The organism is Sphingopyxis sp. EU05-FHT14B03 (assembly GCF_058790875.1).
Genome location: NZ_JBYTDC010000001.1, coordinates 1,866,772 through 1,886,380, shown reverse-complemented (window position 1 = coordinate 1,886,380; position 19,609 = coordinate 1,866,772). Strand labels below are relative to the sequence as shown.

Below are 19,609 nucleotides of genomic sequence, written 5' to 3'. Positions count from 1 at the left end.
GTTTAAAGCCTGCATCCTGATGCCGGGTCACTGTGGTTCGACCTTCCGAATTGTTGTTCGATCTGAGACGGAAACCCTTAGACAGTAGCGGCGATATTGCTTGAGAAACGTTCAGCCAAGCCCGTTCCGCCGGCGGCACGGCTGAAGCCTCGGACGCCGATACCGCCGTCAAAGTTCAGAAGTGCACCCGTTGCCGGAATGTTATCACGCCTAGAAGCAAAGAGTACAAAGGCCCCAGCGTAGTCGTCTGCGTTCGCAACTGTCTCAAGTGGCAGAACTTTTGAGAGAAGTTCCGCTAGCGGAATGCTGGAGATGCTGGTAGCGGCGAGGTCGAGCGACGCGGGACCCCGCAGGTCACTCCCTCCTATGCCCCCCGGCGCCACGCCGTTTACGCGTATTATCGGAGCGAGTTCGAAGGCTAGCTGACGGACCAATCCAACGACCGCGTGCTTCGTGGCCGTGTAGAGCGGGCCACCGCCGTCAGGATAGAAGCCAGCATTCGAAATGGTAAAAATCATGCTGCCTCGGCTCTGCACCAGGGCCGGAAGGCAGGCCTTTGCAGCGAGAAGATAGCCCTTCACATTGATCTGAAACATCTCATCAAACGCGGAATCAATGCGATCTTCAGGTAAATCTACGAGCGCCGTGCCATAATCCCATATGCCTGCGTTATTGATCAGGCAATCAAGCTTTCCGAAGCGAGATAGGCAGATTTCAACCGCGCGCTTGTGATCGCTGATCGTACGCACATCCCCAACAACTCCTATCACGCGTTCCGGGTAGCTCGCCTCCAGTTCACGCAATCTGTCGAGCGACCGATCCAAAACGAGGGCGCAAGCGCCTTCGGCCACGAAACGATCAACGATCGCACGACCGAGGCCCGATGCCCCGCCGGTTATGAAGGCCACTTCGCCCTTTAGCTGCATAATCTTGTCCTTGGTCTCTAGATGCTGCGCTCGCAAACACGCAGGCGCGTGAGGAGTAGCGAAGTATTACTCTGCCAGGGCGGCACCGCCATCGAAGTCGATGAGAACGTCTTCGCCTTCGATACGTACCGGAAACGTCTTAAGCGGCTCCCAAGCAGGAGCGGCCAAGGCCCTTCCGGTACGCACGCAAAATTTTGCCCAATGAAGTGTGCATTCGACGACCTCTCCATCGAGATAGCCATCAGCAAGGGACCAGTCCCCGTGCGTGCAGCGATCTTGTGTGGCGAAAATCTCGCCTCCGACTTTATACAATGCGACCGCCTCGGGTTCAGCGTCAATTTTGCGCGCCTCTCCCTCGGGCACATCCGCGTAAGCACAGACTCTAATAAACGGCATCTTTCCGACCTTTAGAACAGTATAGAGAGATTATTTGAGTTGATCGTGCTCTGATCGATCAGAATGATACGCTTTCCAATTCCGAAGCCGATCCCATCTGCGCGTCGTCGCAGTACGTCCCGGCGCTCGCCAGCGAACACATCCACCTGGTTCTCCGATCTATTGCGATAGAGAAGGAAGGCAGAACTCACTTCGTACACGTCACCAGAATCCAAGGTGTTCACAATAACATTAGAGACGATATGTCGCGTACGGGAGGCCGGATTTTCTGACCAGCCCACGTCCGAAAGCAACTTGCGAACACGCCCTTTCATCGTTTTAATATCGTCGTCGAAGTGCGCGAATTCATTGTCTCCCGAGAATTCGAGCGCTCCCTCGCGCTGTATACGACTCGTGCGAAGCGGCATAAAGTAGCGAATATCATCGTCTAATAACGCAAACCAATCCTTGAATTTTCTATTATCGAGAAGCCAAGACTCTCGGTAATAGAATTGTTCAATCTCGTGCTGAGTCTGAACATCTACCTTCGAGATTTGAGGGGAAAATTGCATACTTTGCCCACTATTCCGGTCAATTTTACTGAGATCGGCTGCCTCGGTGTTCGCATTCATTTCGCCACCTCGATCGATTTGTCGCATTGGCCCTGGGCGGTCAGTCCGCCCTGCCTATGCGAAGCGATCGACATGTCGGAGCGTGTCATCATATCAGACCAGTGCCGATAGAAGCCACGTGCGGCCTCCTCACTGTAGACGTAACTGATGCGGCCGGGGTAGTCGGGATGGTCGGTGCGCCATTGACCCAACCCAAGTTGAGCATTCAAGCTCTGGTTCCGAGCCATATGCCCGCGGAGCACACGCTGAATTTCGACCCAGTTTTCACCGTCGTCTTGTTCAAACACTCCGCCCGCCGAGAACGTCCGGATCGTCTGTCTCCGATACTCTTCCTTGATCTCATCAGGCGCGTCGGCATCGACGACGGTAAATGCCCAAACCTCCATCTCTCCGGGACCGCGGGGATGCCATGTTCGCACGGTGTTGATGCCGGGCAAAAAGGAGCAGGTCGGAAAAATCGTCATATGTTGAGCCATCAGCTCGCGTGCGCGTTCTGCTGATCCCAATCTGCTTTCGGCGGTCTGGGCGGCTGGACTATCGGTCCAATATTCCGTGACGCGCGGACCCATGATCGCCTGAAGCATGGCCGGTTCCGCAACATAGAAGCCTGTTCCATGCCCTCCCCCGTCCGAGCGAAACTGGAAACCGGAGGTGGGGATCTGGACGTCCCCAAGTTCGACATCCTCTGGCAAGCCGGCCATAATTCCAGATAAATGTGACACCGTGCCCGCATGATACATGTCGCTACAGAACTGCTCCGCCGCAAACTTCCAGTTACACGGAATTACCCATTTCTGGATCCCCCCTATGGCTTCGGTACCCGATGCACACCGGTCGAGCATATGATCCATATAAAAGGCCGCGTCGCCTAGATAGGCATCCAATTCGCTTGCCTCTTCATCCCAGTTTGCGAAGACCAATCCCTTGTACGTCGCAACCCGCGCTTGGAGAGGACTCCATTTTTCCTTATCGAGCACGCCATAGCCTTGGCTTTCGAAGGGGACATTCACGAGCTTTCCGCTAATATCGTATGCCCAGCCGTGATAGCTGCATGTAAATGCCCGAGCATTGCCAGCGTCCGCTCGACAAATACGCATGCTGCGGTGACGGCATTGATTTAAGAACACCCGTAAGCTTGCGTCCTTCTGACGCACAAGGATGACAGGGTCCTCACCCATATAAGTGGCAAGATAATCGCCCGGCTTTGGAACATGCGACTCGTGGCCGAGTAGAAGCCAAGATCGACTAAATATCCGATCAAGCTCGCGTTCATATAGGTGCGTGTCGGTATAAATACGTGGGTCGATGAGGCCCTGCTCTTCATCAAAAAGCGATTTTATTTGTTCGACTGTCCAGTCTCCGACCACATTTTCGTTAGATTTACCACTCACGTACTCTCTCCTTCGTGTCGGTCTCTTTTACTCGTTGCGGTCAATGATAGATCCGGTCTTTGCCCGGATGGTGCTATGATGTGGACGCGCATGTCCGTCCTTCCGCTCCCGTTTTTCGGTCGGCAACAAGGCGCCGTCGCGCATAAAAGAATAGGATGAGGATATATGCTGCTCCAAGGCCAGCACAGCGCGGTCGGCATCACGTGCTAATGCCGCATTGAAAATCTCGCTGTGCTCGTCGTGAACAACGCGCCCAGGGTTCGGCCGCTCGTTCGCTAGAATACGGCGATAGCGCTCAGAGTGGAGATAAAGGACGCTGTCGAAACGACGAAACCACGGCGAAGGGTACGCGGCAACGAGCGCTTCGTGAAACTCCCGATTGCGCCCCTCCCAATCACGAAATGCGCCAGACGGGTCCGCCTGAAGACGCTGCTCCGCCAGGGTCAGACGATGAAACGTGTCGACAACGCGTCCTTCCCATAGATCGTCGCCATGTTCTATCGAATATCGAAGTGCGGTGCCCTCGAGGAGCATTCTCAGTCTGGTTAGATCACCCAAGTCGCTTAACGAAAGAGGAGCAACGCGGAAACCGCGCTGAGACTCCAGTACAACGAGCCCGTCCGAAACGAGTAAGGATAGTGCCTCGCGGATCGTCCCGACACTCACGCGATACATCTCGCTTAAGGTATGCAGTCGAAGCTTGGCGCCCGACTCATGCCGCGCATGAACGATATCAACTCGAAGCCTCTGGTAGGTCGACTCTATTGAGCTACGCGGAAGCGGCTCATCGCCACCTGTCGCCGAAGCGTCGGTATTCACGGCTTGCGTTGCCCGAAGGCGTGCGGTCGGTTCGAACGGGAATGTCGTCATGCCATCCTTGTAATAGTTTCGGATGATTCCTGCAATGTCGAAATTTTCTCGCTAATGTCGAAATTCCCGTTGCCAACCTATATTTCTCAGAATAGTGGATGGCTATTCCTGCTCGGGCTTTTGATTCGGTAGGGGAGCCTGAGGCGCTTTAGTGACGGCGACGAAACGGATAGGTTCGTGGATTTGGCCGCCATCGCCGAAGGTTAGCCTGGTCGTTTTATGTGAACGGGTCAGACAAGATGCCCGGTCAATATCAATTTGATCGTGATTATTTTGCAGTGCGGTTCGCGCCGTAAAGTTACAAAAAACAGAGGAGGGGACTATGGTAAAGATTACAGGTGCAATTTCTTTGAAAGTGCTGAGCATTTCACCGTTGGCGCTCGCACTTGTCGCCGCAGATCGTGTTGACGCGCAGGTAGTGGGGCAAGCATCTCAAAATCCCGGACAGCCGCAAGCATCTGTTCCAGATGATTCCAGTGTGCTCGGTGATATAGTTGTTACGGCTCAGAAAAGAGAACAGGCTCTAAATGACGTACCAATGTCAATATCTGCGCTATCTGGAGATCAACTTACAAAATCCGGAGCTTCGGATATACGAGACTTAGTGAGACTGGTTCCAGGATTTAATTACACGGAGAGTGCTTTTGGTACCCCGGTCTATACGCTGCGTGGAGTAGGTTTCTACGAGACCTCGCTGGGCGCCAAGCCGACTGTTAGCGTCTACGTTGACGAGGTACCACTTCCATTTTCTATTCTAACTCGGGGCGCCACGCTGGACCTGCAACGGGTGGAGGTGCTGAAAGGGCCTCAAGGAACACTATTCGGGCAAAACGCAACGGGCGGGGCGATAAATTACGTTGCCGCCAAGCCAACCTCGAGTTTCGAGGCGGGCGTCGACGGCAGCTATGGACGCTTCAACGCGGTCGATCTCGGCGGCTTCATAAGCGGGCCCCTCAGCGACACCCTTTCGGCCCGGCTTTCCGCAAAGACAGAGCAGGGTGGCGCCTGGCAGCGCAGCTACACGAGGGATGACAAACTCGGTGATCGAAACTTTACTACCGCCAGACTTCTTTTTGACTTCCGTCCGAGCGATACCCTGCGATTCGAGCTGAATCTCAACGGCTTTTTGGACAAAAGCGATGAGGTGGCGGCTCAACTCCTGCAGGTGATTCCCTTCACCCCCGCTGTCGCGCCGTTGGTGCCGCCAGAACTCTATGCATATCCAGTGGCGCCCCACGACGATAGGGCTGCAGATTGGACGCCCGCCGTGGACCCAAGGCGCAACCATCGCTTCTTGCAGGCCGCTCTACGCAGCGAAGTTGACCTGACCGACGATCTAAAGGTCACCTCAATCACCGCATATTCTGACTATCGGCATCGCCAGAGCATCGATCCAGACGGGGTGTCTCTAAGAAATTATAGCTATAGAACAACGGGTGATATCACGTCCTTCTCACAGGAATTGCGGGTTGAAGGTAAAATTACAGACAATCTAAATGTTATCGTTGGCGCCAACTATAATCGCGAGAATGTATTCCAGCGCGACAACGAGGGGCCATATGATCAAAGTGGGCCGGCGTTTCAGCTCACCGCTTTTCCTGGAGTTCCGCCGTTCTTCACCTACTACCAGCAGTCAAAGCAGAAATTCCGGACGGCTGCGGCATTCGCGAATCTGGACTTCGACGTAACGAGCACAATCACGTTGCACGCTGGCGCGCGGTATACGGACGCTCGAATAGGCTTCAATGGATGCACGTATGACGACGGAACGGTCGACGGAGCTGGGCTCCGCCTGGGCATTCAGGCACTTGCCAATCTGATCCGCGGAAGCGTTGGATTGCCGTCGATCGTTGTCCCCGTCGGCGGTTGTATCGTTCTAGATGGAAATACGCTGACCCCGGTGGACCCGGTCCGTAACCAGTTGAACCAGAACAACGTGTCTTGGCGGGGGGGTGTCGACTACAAGCCGAATAACAACACACTGATGTACTTCAATGTGAGTCGTGGCTATAAATCCGGAAGCTTCCCCCTGCTATCGGCGACGGACGTCAACCAGTTTAACCCTGTATCCCAAGAGTCGGTTACGGCGTACGAGCTTGGCGGCAAGGTAACTCTGTTCGATCATAAAGCTCAGGTTAACGCAGCGGTATTCTATTATGACTATAGGGACAAGCAGCTCAAGGGACGGGTGGTAGCCACGCCAAACGTGTTTGGACCGCTCGAAGCGCTTATCAATGTTCCGAAATCGTCCATAAAAGGTGCTGAGGTGCAAATATTGCTCGCCCCTGTGCGAGGTATTCGGATCAATTTTGGCGGGACTTATATAGACAGCAAAATCAATGGCGACTTTCTCAACATAACCTCGTACGGCGACGCAGGGAACTTCGGTGGCGAGCCGTTTCCCTACACTCCAAAGTACCAGCTGAGCTCGGATTTCGAATATCGGCGGTCGGTCGGTCAAAGGCTCGAAGCGTGGTTGGGCGCCAATGTCGCATACCAGAGCAAGACCAATGCGGCTTTCGGGCAATTACCTGTGTTGGCTATAGATGCTTACACGTTAGTTGACTTCAGGGCTGGAATTTCGAGCGAGCAAGGAAAATGGTCGGCAAGCGTCTTCCTGCGAAATGCTTTCGACAAGTACTACTGGAGCAACGCAACTAAGATACTCGATACAACGGTGCGTTACGCCGGCCGACCGCGAACCTTTGGGTTCAGCCTATCGTACCGCTATTGACATAAGCCTATCCATATTACTCGTCATCTATCATGAAAGGCAGGAGTACTTCCGTGCAGCCAAGCATCGATCTCCGGTTAAGAGCAATGATCAAGGCCATGAAGGAAACGATCACTCCAGCGATCGATCCGTCAAATCAGACAGCTTTGGAGCAAGCCAAAGTTGTAGCTGGCTCGCTGGATCTCATTCGTCAACAGATTGACTACGTCCATTGGTTCGAGGCAATCGACGTTCTCTCGCACGCCGCTTTGATCGAGGCCCTTACCGAGGTCGATGCAAATAGTGTGTCTGCGACGATCCGAGCTGACGCGGCTGCCGCTATGGCGCTGCCCGCTCGTTGGCAATGTTCGCTCGCAGCACTCCGCGACGCAAACAACGCGTTGAGGGAGTCGATTGCGGGGCTCACGGCCGATTTTGCCGCCTGCGAGGATGCTGACATACGCTCCCGTGTCGCCAGGATCATAATCAGACATCAAAAGGATCAGCTCCGTCGTGAACGGGCGTTTGTCGCGCCCACCGGCTTCGATGTGTTTCCCGAGAGCTTGCTACCGCTGGAGGACACTCTCGATAAACCGAGACAATTTAGCGTTCAGGCTGAACAACATAACTGATTGGCGAGATTTTGGAGATACAGATGATCGATATTCGAAATTCGCCACCTGCTGACTGGATTGCCAGCATCCGGACTCGCTTCCCGACCGAGCGAACAGTGGACAGCGCACTGACCCGAAAGCTTGAGCAGCGGACCTACCCGAGTGAGGATTGGACACGCGAAAGGGATATTGCAACGGGGCTGCAGGATCTAATTTCCAGGCACACCCAAGATCCATTTACCATCCGGGGGCTTCGCCCCCTCTCTGGCGGCGCCTCCAAGGAACAGTATGTTTTCGAGTTAGATTGGACTTACCATGGTGAACGCCGCACTGGCGAACGGATGGTGCTCGGCCGCGACCCTGTCGAATCCATCGTCACGACCGAAAGGACGCGTGAGTTTCAGCTCCTCAACGCAGTTAAGAGTGACATTCCGGTTCCTCCTCCATATTGGGAGGATGGTGCAGGAGCACATCTGGGGCGACCCTCGATCGTCTGTGGCTTCGTTGAAGGCGTGCAGAAGCCGCCGACGGGCACCAGCAATGTGACGGGCATTGGAGTACAGTTTGACGCGGAACATCGAGCTACACTCGGTCCGCAGTTCATAGATTATCTGGCCCGTATCCATACACTGGATGTCAAGGGGGCCGATCTATCATCCTTTGATATTCCGAGTGCAGGCACGACCGAGGACATCGATCGGCAGATAAATTGGTGGGCTCGGGTTTGGGAGGAAGATCGGCTTGAGGCCGTTCCGCTCATGAACCTCGCGGAACAATGGCTGAGGCGAAATCGCAAGCCGCTGGACTTTGTTTCTCTGGTACACGGTGACTATAGGACAGGAAACTTCCTTTTCAATCCGGTGAGTAAGCGCATTACTGCTATTCTCGATTGGGAATTAGGTTTCTTTGGAGACCGGCATTTCGATTTAGCGTGGGCAACATTGCCTTTGTTCTGCACACCCGATGAAACTGGCACCCAGCTGTGTTCTTCCTTCTACGCTCGCGATGATTTTTTAAGAAATTATGAGCGAGCTAGTGGAATGCCTATCGATGAGGAGCGATTTGAATATTACCGAATATTCGCGCACTGGCGCGCAATCGCTATGACCCTAGGCGCCGGACTTCGCGCTGCCGATGGATCAAAGACACATCAAGACGTCGTGCTGGCATGGTTCGGGGGTATTAGCTATCCGTTCTTGGAGTCATTACGACAAATTCTTGAAAATGTGCACTGTGTTTCGTCAGTGAATGGACAATTTGAAGATGAGTTAGTTAAAGATTGGATTTCCGCTCCCTAAAACATGAATGCTTGTAATATCGCGGTAAATTCGGTGAAGAGATATGAAAATGGCTGACATCAACACAGACGTATTAAATGCCTATATCCTCCCTGGTCGTGCCTCGGATGCGCGTGTGGGCCTCACGCAGGCGCAAGAGGGGGAGAGAATCGGACTTGGCGGGATTTTCTTGTCAGAACGCTGGGACACCAAAGAACTTGGATCTGTGATGGGGGCCCTGACGCAGGTCACCGACCGGGTTCAACTGGTCGCAGGAATCACGCATTTTGGAACCCGGCATCCTCTTGTACAAGCCGGTATGAGCGCGACGTTACAAACACTCAGCGGCGGTCGCTTTGTCTTAGGATTTGGGCGGTCATTTCCACCTCTTTTCCGTAAAATGGGCATACCTGTTCTCAATAATGCGGGAATGGCAGATCACGTCGGTATCCTTCGACAGCTCTGGGCCGGCAAGACGGTGTCCTATACTGGCCCTGCGGGAAATTTTCCTGAGATGCAACTTCCTCAGGCATGCGAGAATCCGCCTCCAGTCATTCTGGGAGGCGTCGGCCCCAAGACGCTCGCGCTGGCAGGTGCGCATTTCGACGGAGTGGTCCTGCATCCGTTTTTAACTACGGAAGGTGTCGCTCGTTCGATACGGATCGTCCGTGAGGCGGCGGAGCAGGCTGGACGTGATCCACATAAGATCACCGTCTATGCGATCGTGGTAACGGCGCCCGACACGCTATCCCCTGAAGAGCGCTCCAACGTTCTCGAGGCGCGTGCCGTGTCTTACTTCATGCATCATGAAATCGGTTTGCCCATTATCAAGATGAACGATTGGGATCAGGCGCCTATAGATCAAATTGTCGCGACAGGTCTAAATCGATTGGAGTTTGGCCATAGCGACGTCGCGGAATCGCGCCGGCTCCTTGCCGAGGCCGCCAGTTTGATCCCCTCGCACTGGTTCGCCAGCGGCGCCGCTATCGGAAATGTTGACCAGTGCGCAACCCGTCTCGGGGAGTATCTCGCCGCGGGCGCCGATCAGATCTTGCTCCACGGCACCACTCCCGACCAACAGGGGCCACTCGTGGCAGCATTTGGGTCGCTACGGCGACGCGCACGTAGCTGAAGACTCATTTGCGGATCTCGGAGGAAGGCTCCGGTATCAGATGGCGCTGATCTGCAACTAGGCTCGAAGGAGAAAAAGGATGTTGATCAAAACGGGGTATTTCGGGCTAGAGGTAACTAGCTTGGATGCGTGGGAGCGTTTTGCGGGATTGATCGGTCTTGGCGTCGAGCGGTCGAAGGACGGGCTGTTCTGCCGGATTGACGAGAAGGCCAGGCGCTTCCACTTTGTGGAAGGACCAACGGACGATATTGCTTGGATCGGTTGGGACGCCGGTAACCAGGAGCGCTTCGATCAGCTCCGCTCGCACCTCGAGAGCCTTGGTGTTGCCACGCGGGATGGCGACGAGGCCTCCGCCCGGCTACGGAGCGTAGACCGGTTTTTCTATTTCGTAGGGCCTGTCGGAGCCCGGCACGAGATCGCGCTGGGTCTGGAAGACGCGGGCTCTCCGTTCGTTTCGGACAAGGTTCCGCATGGTTTCGTGACGGGCGACCAGGGCATTGGTCACGTCGCCTTCAACTCGAACGACCACAAGGGCGACGAGAAGTTCATGCGCGAGGCGCTGTTCGCGCAGCTTTCCGATTATATCTACCAGCCAATGCCCGATGGCAGCACGATGCATGCCTCGTTCCTGCATACCGGCCCGCGCCATCATTCCATCGCCTTCGCCGAGGGGCTGGGAGGAGAGAGCAAACTCCATCATTTCGAGCTGGAGATGAGTAAGTTGGAGGATGTCGAGAGGGCGTATGAACGCGTGCAGGCCGCCGGCATCCCCATCGGACTGACGCTGGGCCAGCATTCGAACGACCGGATCGTATCCTTCTACGCGTACACGCCTTCCAAATTCATGATGGAAATAGGCTATGGCGGCGTCAGGATCGATGACGAGGACACCTGGGAGCCGGTGATCCACGACCGCATCAGCGAATGGGGCCATGAGTTCCAGGCCATCTGAATGTGCGAGGAGAAGGACGTGTTGCCCGGCTTGATGCAAAATGCTTCCCTAAATATCGCAGACATTTTGCGCTTTGCATCAGTGGCGCATGGTGGCCGGGAGATCGTGTCAAAAAATATCGATGAGCCGATATGGCGATATGATTATGCGCGGGCTTGGACACGCGCGGCGCAGGTGGCGCAGGCGCTGTCGCGGCTGGACGTGGCGCCTGGCGACCGGGTGAGTTCGCTGGCATGGAACACGCACCGGCATTTCGAGCTGTTCTTCGCGGTGCCGGGCATGGGCGCGGTCCTGCATACAGCCAATCCGCGGCTCCCCGACGAGCATCTCGTCTTCACCATTAACCATGCGGGCAGCAAGGTGCTGCTGCTCGATCGCAACATGGTCGAGATCGTCGATCGGATCCGGGACCGGCTGGAGACGGTCGAGCACTATGTCCTGCTGAGCGACGCCGATCGCACGATCGATGGTTGGGGCTGCTATGAGCGCCTGATGGCCAGCGAGGCCGGAGATTTTGACTGGCCCCGGCTCGACGAGAATGCGGGCGCGTTCCTGTGCTACACGTCGGGCACGACGGGCGATCCCAAGGGCGTGCTCTATTCGCACCGTTCGGTCGTGCTGCACGCTCTTGCGGCGGGCCTGAGCGGTGCCCTCAACTTCTCTGCCTTCGACGTGGTCATGCCGTGCCAGTCGCTCTATCATGCAACGGCTTGGGGCCTGCCCTTTGCCGGCGCGATCAATGGCGTGAAGTTCGTCTTTCCTGGCGACAGATTCGACGGCGCCAGCCTTCAGCAGCTCATTGTGGACGAAGGCGTCACATTCTCGGGCGGCGTGCCGACGATCTGGACCCTGTATCTCGATCATCTGGCGCGGACGGGAGAGACGCCGGGCGGCCTGCAGCGGGTGATCATCGGCGGTTCGGCCGTGCCGCGCGACATGGCGGTCACGTTCGACAGGCTCGGTGTCGTGGTGCAGCAGATCTGGGGGATGACCGAGACCAGTCCACTCGGCGTCGTCTCCACTCCCACGCCCGCGCTCGCCGCGCTCGGCAAAGACGAGGAGAATGAGGCAATCTGGACCCGCCAAGGCCGGATGATGTTCGGCATCGAAATGAAGATCGTCGATGAGGACGGGCGAGACCTACCGCATGATGGCGAGCAATCCGGCGCGTTGATGGTCCGCGGACCCTGGGTGCTAGACAGCTATTACCGCTCCGATGCACCCGCGATCAATGCCGATGGTTGGTTCGACACAGGGGACATCTCCACCATCGACCGGTTCGGTTTCATGCGGATCACGGACCGCAAGAAGGACGTGATCAAATCGGGCGGCGAATGGATCAGCTCGATCGATCTGGAGAATATCGCGGCGGGGTGTCCCGGTGTGAAGGTTGCCGCCGTGGCTGGGGTCCACCATCCCAAATGGGAAGAGCGTCCGATCCTGCTGGTCGAACCGCATGCAGGCAGCAATATGACCGGCGAAGACATGACGGCGTGGTTGGAACCGCGCATTGTCAAATGGTGGATGCCCGACCGCATCATCATCGACACTGTCCCGCTCACCGCCACCGGCAAGATCGACAAAAAAGCGATCCGCGACCGATATGGCCGCGTGCTTGCCGAGCCGGCCGCATAGACCTGATCAGCCGCGCCGCAGCTTTCACACGTGATCGAACAGGAGACGATAATGACCGATACCGTGGCGCCCGAAAGCCGGTTCGCCGATGCCGCCGATGGCCGCGTCCATTACCATAGCTGGGGCGACGGCCCGGCGATCATCCTGATCCACGGCGGCGGGCCGGGTGCCTATGGTTACAGCAATTATCGCAAGAATGTGAAGCCCCTCTCCCGTCGCAACCGGGTGATCGTGCTCGATCTCCCGGGCTATGGCCAGTCCGCGCCGCGCGCCCAGCCTGACGGGCTCATCGTGTCGCTCGCCAATGCCGTGCGCGATGTCATGGATCATGCCGGCATAGAGAGCGCGAGCCTCGTCGGTAACTCGCTGGGCGGCATGACCTCGCTGCGCTTCGCGCTCGACACGCCCGAACGGGTCGACATGTTGGTGCTGATGGGGCCTGGCGGCGGCTTACCGACCTTGTCGCCATTCCCAACCGAGGGGTTGCAGCGGATGCTCGACTTTTACGGCGAGGAAGGACCGACGCTCGAAAAGCTCGCGCGGGTCACCGACCTTTTGGTCTATGACCGTTCATCGATCACGCAGGATCTGCTGGAGGAACGCCTGAAGATCGCCTCGCTGCCCGAAACAGCCGCCAACCCGCCGCTGCGCACCTTGATGGCGCACCCCAATGACCATCTGTGGAACCAGGGCCTCGACAGGATCGCAAGCCCCACGCTCATCATCTGGGGTGCCGAGGATCGCGTCCTGCCGCTCGATGCCGGGTTCGTCCTGCGCAAGCTCATCCCCAATGCTGACATGCATATCTTCGCCAAATGCGGCCACTGGGCTCAATGGGAAAGGCCCGAGGAGTTCAATATACTGGTAGATGAGTTCGTAAATCGGCAATAGCTGATTTACGTTGATCACGCCCTAGCCGGCGTGATCAATCGCCATACAATGTATTTCCGATACATCAGTCCCATTTATATCATGTCGGTGAGCCGGTGATTGAGTTACGCCAGCTCCGCTATCTGATCGCGGCGGCCGAGGCCGGTAGCTTCAGCCGCGCGGCGCGCAGCCTGAACATCAAGCAGGCGACAATCAGCCGGCATATCCTCGAAACCGAGAAGCGTCTCGGGATGGTCCTTTTCGACCGCAAGACGCGCGGCGCGACGCTGACGGCGAATGGCCAGATTTACTTACGCACGGCCCAGCGCATCGTGAAGGAGTTCGGGGAGCTAAACGCCTGGGTCCACGCCACCAGGAACGGCCACGCTGGTAGGCTCGCAGTGGGCTTTTATACATCCTTCTCCGCCGGCAATCTTCGGGCGACGCTGAGCGAGTTCGATGAGCGCTATCCCGAAGTACGAGTCCGGGGATTCGAACGCGACCGGGACATGCTGCTGGCCGGGATAGAGAACGGCTTGCTCGACATCGCGATCCTAACCGGCGAGGCACCTTTTCGCGGATTGATGAGCCGCCCCTTTTGGAGCGAACGCATCTTGGTGGCGATGCCGGAGAGCCATCCGCTCGCCGCCCGAGAGCGTATTTATTGGAGCGATCTGACCGGCGAGCGCTTCCTGCTGACCGCGCGCGATCCCGGCCCGGAGACGCGCAACATGCTGCTGGGGAAGTTGGGCATGCCGGGCTACATGCCCGAAATCGACATGGACGATATCGGCCGCGATACGGTGCTTAGTACCCTCGCGCTCGGCGGGCGCATCTCGATCGTCGCGGAATCAGCACTCGGTATCCAGGTGCCGGGCGTCGTGTTTCGCGAGGTCCACGAGAACAACGGTTACATGCGGATCGGCTTCTCGGGCTATTGGCGCGAGCACAACGAAAATCCCGTCCTGCGCAGGTTCCTCGATTTCGTAGCCGCGCGCTATTCTCTGCCGCCCATGCCGGTGCGGCCGCTGTCATCCCTTAAGCCGAGAAAGGAACAGTTATGACCCAAGGCAAGAGCTTCATCATAGCGCTGGTCACGCTCATCATCGGATTCGGAGCGGTCTTCACTCTGCGTCCGGTAATCCGGCCTGCCAGCGCCCCGGCGGTGGTCGCCAGCCCGGCGTCCGCAGTGTCCGTATCAGTAGAGCCACGGGGCAAGTCCTATTTCGCGGCGCATCTTGAGGAAGCGCGGGGGATCGTCGCTGGGTGTCGGGATGGGTCGGTGCGCGGCGACGAATGCGCCAATGCCGAGCAAGCCGTTGTCGAGGCCGAAGGACGCGACCGGTTCAAGAAATTCATGGGTAATTGAGCGCGGGATCGCGTTTAACGACCCTGCGCGCGTTGCCGGCGGAAGCCGCGATCGGTGTCCATGAACCGCGCCAGCATCGGCGGGACCAGCTTCTCGGGCGCGACCGGCGAACCCCCGGTTTCCGCCGCGAGCGCGGCGGCGTAGGCGAGAAGATCGCGATGGACAGTGGCCGGCAACTCCACCGAGAGTTTCACCGGCCGATCGTCGGAGAGCGGCCCGAGCTTCAATTTCGTCATCGTGCAGCTCCGACAGGTTCGAGCACTAAATCGCGCGTCAGAACCACGCGCAGCGGATAGCCAGGCCGGATAGTGAGGGTCGGCGACACGTCGAGTTGTCGCCGCACGATCTGTTGGCCGGTTTGGTTGATGGTGTCTTGCGTGCCGCGGCGCAGCGCGCGGGTCAGATCGTCATCCTCGTCTGCGCCCATCTCTGCCCCGATCCCTAGGAGGGTGGAGATCGCGGCCGCCTTCAAGAGATTGCCCCAATGCTGGTTCACGCGATCCTGCAAGCCGGCATAGCCAGCCGCGTCGGCGCCGGGCTGGCGCTCGAGAACAATCGAGCGGCCGTCCGGCAGGATCAGCCGGTCCCACGCGAACAGCACGCGAGTCTGCCCCGCAGTGATCTGGCTGTCATACTCGCCGATCAAGCGAGCGCCTTGCGGAATGAGCAGGATGCGGCCGGTGATGCTGTCATAGACATTCTGCGTCACCTGGGCGGTGATCTGGCCGGGAAGGTCCGAACGGATGCCGGTGATGAGTGCGGCGGGAATGATGCTGCCGGCCTGGACGATGTTGGGTGAAGCCGGCGCCGTGAGCCGCTCGACACTCACGGTTTGCTGATTGGACGCCTGACCCATGAACGCCCTCTTGGCGGCCTGATCGCTTAGCGCGCCGGCGGGTTGCGCCGCGGCGGTCGCGGGTGGCGTCGGCGAACCGACCGACGCCACAGGCTGCGCGGGCGCTCCGGTCGCGCCCGCCGCGCCGCCGCCGAGGAAGACCGTGCTGGTACGGACGGCGTCGCGCTCCTGTTGCGCGCGCTGCCGCGCGGCCTCCGCGGCTTGCGCACGCGGATCGGGCGGCGCGGCCTGGCCGCCGATCGGCGGCACGGGCACGGCGGCCCCTCGCTCCTGCGCCGAGACGATCGGCCGGCCGAGATCGCCGGGGAGCGGCGGACCAAGTTTGGGCGCTTGCGCATAGTCCTTCGGGCCGGAAGTGATCGCGTCGCCGGCGCGGCTGTCGGTGTTGTAGAGTTCCTTGGCCTCGTGCGGGCTGGGAGGCCGCAGGGCATAGATCAGAGATCCGCCGATGCCGAGGCCAGCGGCGACGCCGACAACCGCGAGGGCTTTTCTCGACAGGCGCATGACACGCGGCGGGTCGCCCCTGAGCTGAAACGCATTTGGATCGGCCGGGGGCGCGGCAGGCTCGACGGCGGAGAATTCAGCAGGATCGGTCACGGCCGCCGCTCCCGAGGCGTGTTCGCCCCGTCGCGCACGATCCGCACGCGCTGCGCACTGCGCTTGTCGCCCAGGCGCAATTCTGCGGCGGCGAACAGGCGATCGATCACCATGTAGCGGCCCTGGACGCGGTAGTTGACCAGTTCGGCATTGCCGGCCGCGCCGGTCACGAACAGCGGCGGCATGTCGCCCTGCGAGATCCCGGTGGGAAACTCGATGAACACCTGGCGGCCATCGTCGAAGGCGCGGAGCGGCTTCCACGGCGCGCGGTCGCCATCGATGCGGTAGCGGAAATTAAGCGCGGACACGTCGACGCCGCTCGCGACCGGCGCGGCCGAAGCCGCCGCCGCATTCGCGCGGCGCAGCGCGATCAGCGCGTCCTGCGGATAGGTCCACGAGACCGACGCCATGTAGGTGCTCGGCGTCGCGTGCAGCTCCAGATGGTAGGTCCGCCTGTCGGTATTGATGACGAGGTTCGTAGACAGGTCCGGCCGCGTTGGCTTCGCGAGGATATGCACGCGCGCGGTCGGGCCGCTGCCGCTCACCGTATCGCCGATGATCCAGCGCACGGTATCACCGGCCGCTACCGGCCCTGGCCCTACGAGCTGTTCGCCCTCCTGCAAGGCAATGTCCGTCACCTGGCCGGGCGCGGTGTAGACCTGATAGAGCGCCCCGTCCGTCCAGGGGTATTGCTGAATGGCATTGAGGAAGCCGTCGCGAACCGGCTGAACACGGGCAGCGGCATTTGCCACGCCGACGCGGTTGCGCGGATCGGCGGGTTCGGGCGGGCGCGGGTTCGCGGCGACAGGCTTCAACTGGCCGGGGAGCGGCAGCGGCTCGAGGATCGTCACCACTTCGACGGGTTTGGGTGCTTCGGGAGCAGGCGTCGCGACGATCGCCGGGGACGGATTGTCATAGGCAATCGCGGGCGGCTTCGCCGATGTGGTGGCGCAACCGCCAAGCGCGGAGGCGGATGCCAGGAGGACCGCCGAGGCGGCACGACGAAACGGTGGGCGCGTCATTGCGACAGCTCCTTTGACCAGTTGAGGGCGTTGACGAAGAGGCCGAGCGGATTCTTGCGCAGGGCGTCAGGCGTTCTTGGCGGCTGGAAGACGACGGTGAGGATCGCCGACCAGCGTTCGGTGGCGGCAAGGCTGCCGTCCTGATAGCGCCGCTCGGTCCAGGCCACGCGGAAGCTGTCCGGTGAAGCGCGGATCACGCTCGACACATCCACCGCGACCTGCACCTTGCCGACCTGTGTGAACGGGTCGTTGGCGCGCGCATAATCGTTGAGGAACAGCGCGCCCTTGTCGGTGGTGAAGTCATAGGCGCGAAGCCAGTTCTGGCGAACGACGACGGGATCGGCAGGAATGCTGCGCACCTCTTCGACGAAACGGGCGAGGTGGAATGCGGTCTGCGGATCGGTCGGCCGATACCCTGCCTCCGCCGGTGCGACCGCCTGCGCTTCGCCGAGCCGATCGACCTGCACGACCCAGGGCACGATATGGCCGCGCGCCGATTGCCAGACGAGCCCGCCGGCCAATCCGCCCGACAGGGCGAGTGTGCCGAAGAAAGCGAGCCGCCAGTTCCTAGCCTGCACACGGGCCGATCCTATCCGGTCGTCCCATGCTTGCGCGGCGCGTTGATAGGGTGTCGTCGGTTCGGGAGTCTGGCCATAGCGGATGGTCGGGCGTCGGAACATCGATCAGTCCTTCTCTTTGATGTCGGGGCCGCCGCCGCCGCCGTGGCTGTCGCCGGCCTTCATCGTGTGAGCGAGCACGGTCGCGCCGTGGGTCACGGACTGCCGGCGCTTCATGGCGACCGCCCAGGCGGGTTGAGCAGCGGCGCTGGACGCGGCCGGACCGGATGCGGACGCGGCGGCGGCATCTGGTCCGCCCGTGATGGTGCCGCCGGTGGCGGTGAATCCGGCGCGCGCGCCGGAGCGGAAGCTGGCCTTCATCGCCTCGCCGCCCTTGGCCGCCGCCTTGCGCAAGGGCGAGAGGACGGCACTGGCGGCGCTGCCGGCCGCCGCCTGGCCGACGGCGGCCATGCCGCCCGCGACCGCGGCGCCGCCGCTCTTGCCGAGCGACCCGAGGCTGTAGGCGCTGGTCGCACCGCCCGCCATCTGAGCGCCTCCGCGTGCGGCGGCCCCTGCCATTCGGCCCGTCGCGCCGACGGCAGCGCCGGCCGCTCCGACGCCAAGGCGAGCGGCAGCCGCGCCGCCGACCAACGCCCCGCCTGCGGCGAGCGCGGTGCCAGCCGCTGCGCCCGCGCCGAGTTGCGGCCCGCCCGAGACGATGCCGTTGGCGATGCCGGGGCCGAAGATGGCGAGGCCGAGCAGCGACAAAGCGGCGAGCGCGATCGCCATCACCTGATTGATGTCGGGCCCGGTGCCCAGGCTCGCGTTCGTGAACTGATTGAACAGCGTCGTGCCGATGCCGGTGATGACGGCGAGCACCAGCACCTTGATGCCGGTCGAGACGACATGGCCCAGCACACGCTCGGCCATGAAGGCGGTCTTGTTGAAGAAAGCGAACGGCAGCAGCACGAAGCCCGCCAGCGTCACCAGCTTGAACTCGATCAGGGTGATGAAGATCTGCACCGCGATGATGAAGAAGGCGAGCACCACGATCACCCAGGCGAGCAGCAACACGATGATGAGAGCCAGGTTCGAGAACACGGCCCAAAGGTTGGAGAACTGACCTGCGGCATCCAGGAGCGGCTTGCCGGCCTGAAGGCCGGTGGCCGCAATCGTGCCCGGCTTCATGAAATCGGCGATCGACATCGCGCTGCCACTTGCCTTGAGACCGAGCCCGGCAAAGGACTGGAACACGATGTTGGCGAGGTTGGAGAAATTGCCGATGATGAAGGCGAAGGTGCCGATATACAGGGTCTTCTTGACGAGGCGTTGCAACACATCCTCATCCGCGCCCCAGGCCCAGAACAGGCCGGCCAGCGTCACGTCGATCGCGATCAGCGTGGTCGAGAGGAAGCTGATTTCACCGCCGAGCAGCCCAAATCCGCTGTCGATGTAGGTGGTGAAGACGCCCAGGAACGTGTCGATGACGCCGGTGTCGTTCATGGCGCGCTATTCTCCACGGGAGGCGCCGTGCCCGCGCCATTCCCCGCTTCGGGAGCGGGCTGACGGAAAAAGCGGCGGTGGTTCTCAGCCCATGCCGCCTCACAGCCGGCATCGGGCATGGTGAGCGTCGAGCAGCGGTCGAGTTCCCGCGCGAGCCGGTCATGGCGCACATCCTCGCGCACAGCGACGGGCGGCGACGGCGCGGACTCGGGCTGGTGCGTGGCGGCGACGATCGCCACCGTCATCATCATGCCCGCGACCGCGGCAACGCCCGCGATTTTAACCGTGCGTGAGGAAGCGTGCAGCACAAGGTCCGCC

Annotated in this window: 20 protein-coding genes; 9 read left to right on the top strand and 11 right to left on the bottom strand. The window is 59.7% G+C overall.

Features of this window, described 5'->3' with window-relative positions:
• Window positions 1–77: 77 nt before the first annotated feature.
• From hcaB to AC3WS4_RS09040, 5 genes are all read right to left on the bottom strand, one after another.
• The gene (gene hcaB / locus AC3WS4_RS09060) at window positions 78–926 is read right to left on the bottom strand and encodes a 3-(cis-5,6-dihydroxycyclohexa-1,3-dien-1-yl)propanoate dehydrogenase (RefSeq protein ID WP_492734887.1); all 849 of its coding nucleotides are present in this window, start codon (window positions 924–926) and stop codon (window positions 78–80) included.
• A gap of 66 nt (window positions 927–992) precedes the next feature.
• Window positions 993–1,322 carry a bifunctional 3-phenylpropionate/cinnamic acid dioxygenase ferredoxin subunit gene (locus AC3WS4_RS09055; protein ID WP_492734889.1) on the bottom strand — a complete coding sequence of 110 codons (330 nt, stop codon included), beginning with the start codon at window positions 1,320–1,322 and terminating at the stop codon, window positions 993–995.
• Window positions 1,323–1,333: 11 nt separating this feature from the next.
• Entirely contained in the window at window positions 1,334–1,933 is a 600-nt protein-coding gene (locus AC3WS4_RS09050) for an aromatic-ring-hydroxylating dioxygenase subunit beta (protein WP_492734891.1), read from the bottom strand.
• Entirely contained in the window at window positions 1,930–3,324 is a 1,395-nt protein-coding gene (locus tag AC3WS4_RS09045; protein WP_492734893.1) for an aromatic ring-hydroxylating dioxygenase subunit alpha, read from the bottom strand. The genes AC3WS4_RS09050 and AC3WS4_RS09045 overlap by 4 nt, the downstream gene beginning before the upstream one ends.
• 27 nt (window positions 3,325–3,351) lie before the next feature.
• Complete coding sequence (locus AC3WS4_RS09040) at window positions 3,352–4,194, bottom strand: GntR family transcriptional regulator (protein ID WP_492734895.1); 843 nt, start codon at window positions 4,192–4,194, stop codon at window positions 3,352–3,354.
• Between the two features lie 322 nt (window positions 4,195–4,516).
• On the opposite strand from AC3WS4_RS09040, the gene AC3WS4_RS09035 reads away from it, so the two are divergent.
• From AC3WS4_RS09035 to AC3WS4_RS08995, 9 genes are all read left to right on the top strand, one after another.
• Window positions 4,517–6,928: a TonB-dependent receptor gene (locus tag AC3WS4_RS09035; protein WP_492734897.1), complete on the top strand. Its 2,412-nt coding sequence runs from the start codon at window positions 4,517–4,519 to the stop codon at window positions 6,926–6,928.
• Window positions 6,929–6,960: 32 nt separating this feature from the next.
• A complete protein-coding gene (locus AC3WS4_RS09030) occupies window positions 6,961–7,539 on the top strand; it encodes a hypothetical protein (protein ID WP_492742716.1) in 579 nt (192 codons plus the stop codon).
• 23 nt (window positions 7,540–7,562) lie between these two features.
• Window positions 7,563–8,819 (top strand): phosphotransferase family protein, encoded by a 1,257-nt coding sequence (locus AC3WS4_RS09025; RefSeq protein WP_492734901.1) that lies wholly within the window; start codon window positions 7,563–7,565, stop codon window positions 8,817–8,819.
• Window positions 8,820–8,862: 43 nt separating this feature from the next.
• On the top strand, window positions 8,863–9,930 hold the full coding sequence (locus AC3WS4_RS09020; RefSeq protein ID WP_492734903.1) for a TIGR03857 family LLM class F420-dependent oxidoreductase: 1,068 nt from the start codon (window positions 8,863–8,865) through the stop codon (window positions 9,928–9,930).
• Between the two features lie 79 nt (window positions 9,931–10,009).
• A complete protein-coding gene (locus AC3WS4_RS09015) occupies window positions 10,010–10,882 on the top strand; it encodes a VOC family protein (RefSeq protein WP_492734905.1) in 873 nt (290 codons plus the stop codon).
• Window positions 10,883–12,517, top strand: coding sequence for a long-chain fatty acid--CoA ligase (locus tag AC3WS4_RS09010; protein ID WP_492734907.1), 1,635 nt, complete (start codon window positions 10,883–10,885; stop codon window positions 12,515–12,517). It begins immediately after the preceding gene.
• 51 nt (window positions 12,518–12,568) lie between these two features.
• Window positions 12,569–13,408 carry an alpha/beta fold hydrolase gene (locus AC3WS4_RS09005; RefSeq protein ID WP_062342954.1) on the top strand — a complete coding sequence of 280 codons (840 nt, stop codon included), beginning with the start codon at window positions 12,569–12,571 and terminating at the stop codon, window positions 13,406–13,408.
• A gap of 95 nt (window positions 13,409–13,503) precedes the next feature.
• On the top strand, window positions 13,504–14,451 hold the full coding sequence (locus AC3WS4_RS09000; RefSeq protein ID WP_492734909.1) for a LysR family transcriptional regulator: 948 nt from the start codon (window positions 13,504–13,506) through the stop codon (window positions 14,449–14,451).
• Window positions 14,448–14,756: a hypothetical protein gene (locus tag AC3WS4_RS08995; protein WP_492734911.1), complete on the top strand. Its 309-nt coding sequence runs from the start codon at window positions 14,448–14,450 to the stop codon at window positions 14,754–14,756. Before AC3WS4_RS09000 ends, AC3WS4_RS08995 begins: the two co-directional genes overlap by 4 nt.
• Window positions 14,757–14,770: 14 nt before the next feature.
• Here AC3WS4_RS08995 and AC3WS4_RS08990 read toward each other — a convergent pair whose 3' ends face one another.
• Genes AC3WS4_RS08990 through trbK-alt form a run of 6 tightly spaced genes read right to left on the bottom strand, consistent with a single transcriptional unit; the run spans window position 14,771 to window position 19,599 of the window.
• Window positions 14,771–14,992 carry a DUF2274 domain-containing protein gene (locus tag AC3WS4_RS08990; protein WP_492734913.1) on the bottom strand — a complete coding sequence of 74 codons (222 nt, stop codon included), beginning with the start codon at window positions 14,990–14,992 and terminating at the stop codon, window positions 14,771–14,773.
• Window positions 14,989–16,209, bottom strand: a complete 1,221-nt coding sequence (locus AC3WS4_RS08985; protein WP_492734915.1) for a TraB/TrbI/VirB10 family type IV secretion system protein — start codon at window positions 16,207–16,209, stop codon at window positions 14,989–14,991. Before AC3WS4_RS08985 ends, AC3WS4_RS08990 begins: the two co-directional genes overlap by 4 nt.
• On the bottom strand, window positions 16,206–17,231 hold the full coding sequence (gene trbG, locus AC3WS4_RS08980) for a P-type conjugative transfer protein TrbG (protein ID WP_492734917.1): 1,026 nt from the start codon (window positions 17,229–17,231) through the stop codon (window positions 16,206–16,208). The genes AC3WS4_RS08985 and trbG overlap by 4 nt, the downstream gene beginning before the upstream one ends.
• Complete coding sequence (gene trbF / locus AC3WS4_RS08975; protein ID WP_492734919.1) at window positions 17,228–17,911, bottom strand: conjugal transfer protein TrbF; 684 nt, start codon at window positions 17,909–17,911, stop codon at window positions 17,228–17,230. The genes trbG and trbF overlap by 4 nt, the downstream gene beginning before the upstream one ends.
• Before the next feature lie 3 nt (window positions 17,912–17,914).
• Window positions 17,915–19,291 (bottom strand): P-type conjugative transfer protein TrbL, encoded by a 1,377-nt coding sequence (trbL, locus tag AC3WS4_RS08970; RefSeq protein ID WP_492734921.1) that lies wholly within the window; start codon window positions 19,289–19,291, stop codon window positions 17,915–17,917.
• Window positions 19,288–19,599 (bottom strand): putative entry exclusion protein TrbK-alt, encoded by a 312-nt coding sequence (gene trbK-alt / locus AC3WS4_RS08965; RefSeq protein WP_492734923.1) that lies wholly within the window; start codon window positions 19,597–19,599, stop codon window positions 19,288–19,290. The genes trbL and trbK-alt overlap by 4 nt, the downstream gene beginning before the upstream one ends.
• Window positions 19,600–19,609: the final 10 nt, after the last annotated feature.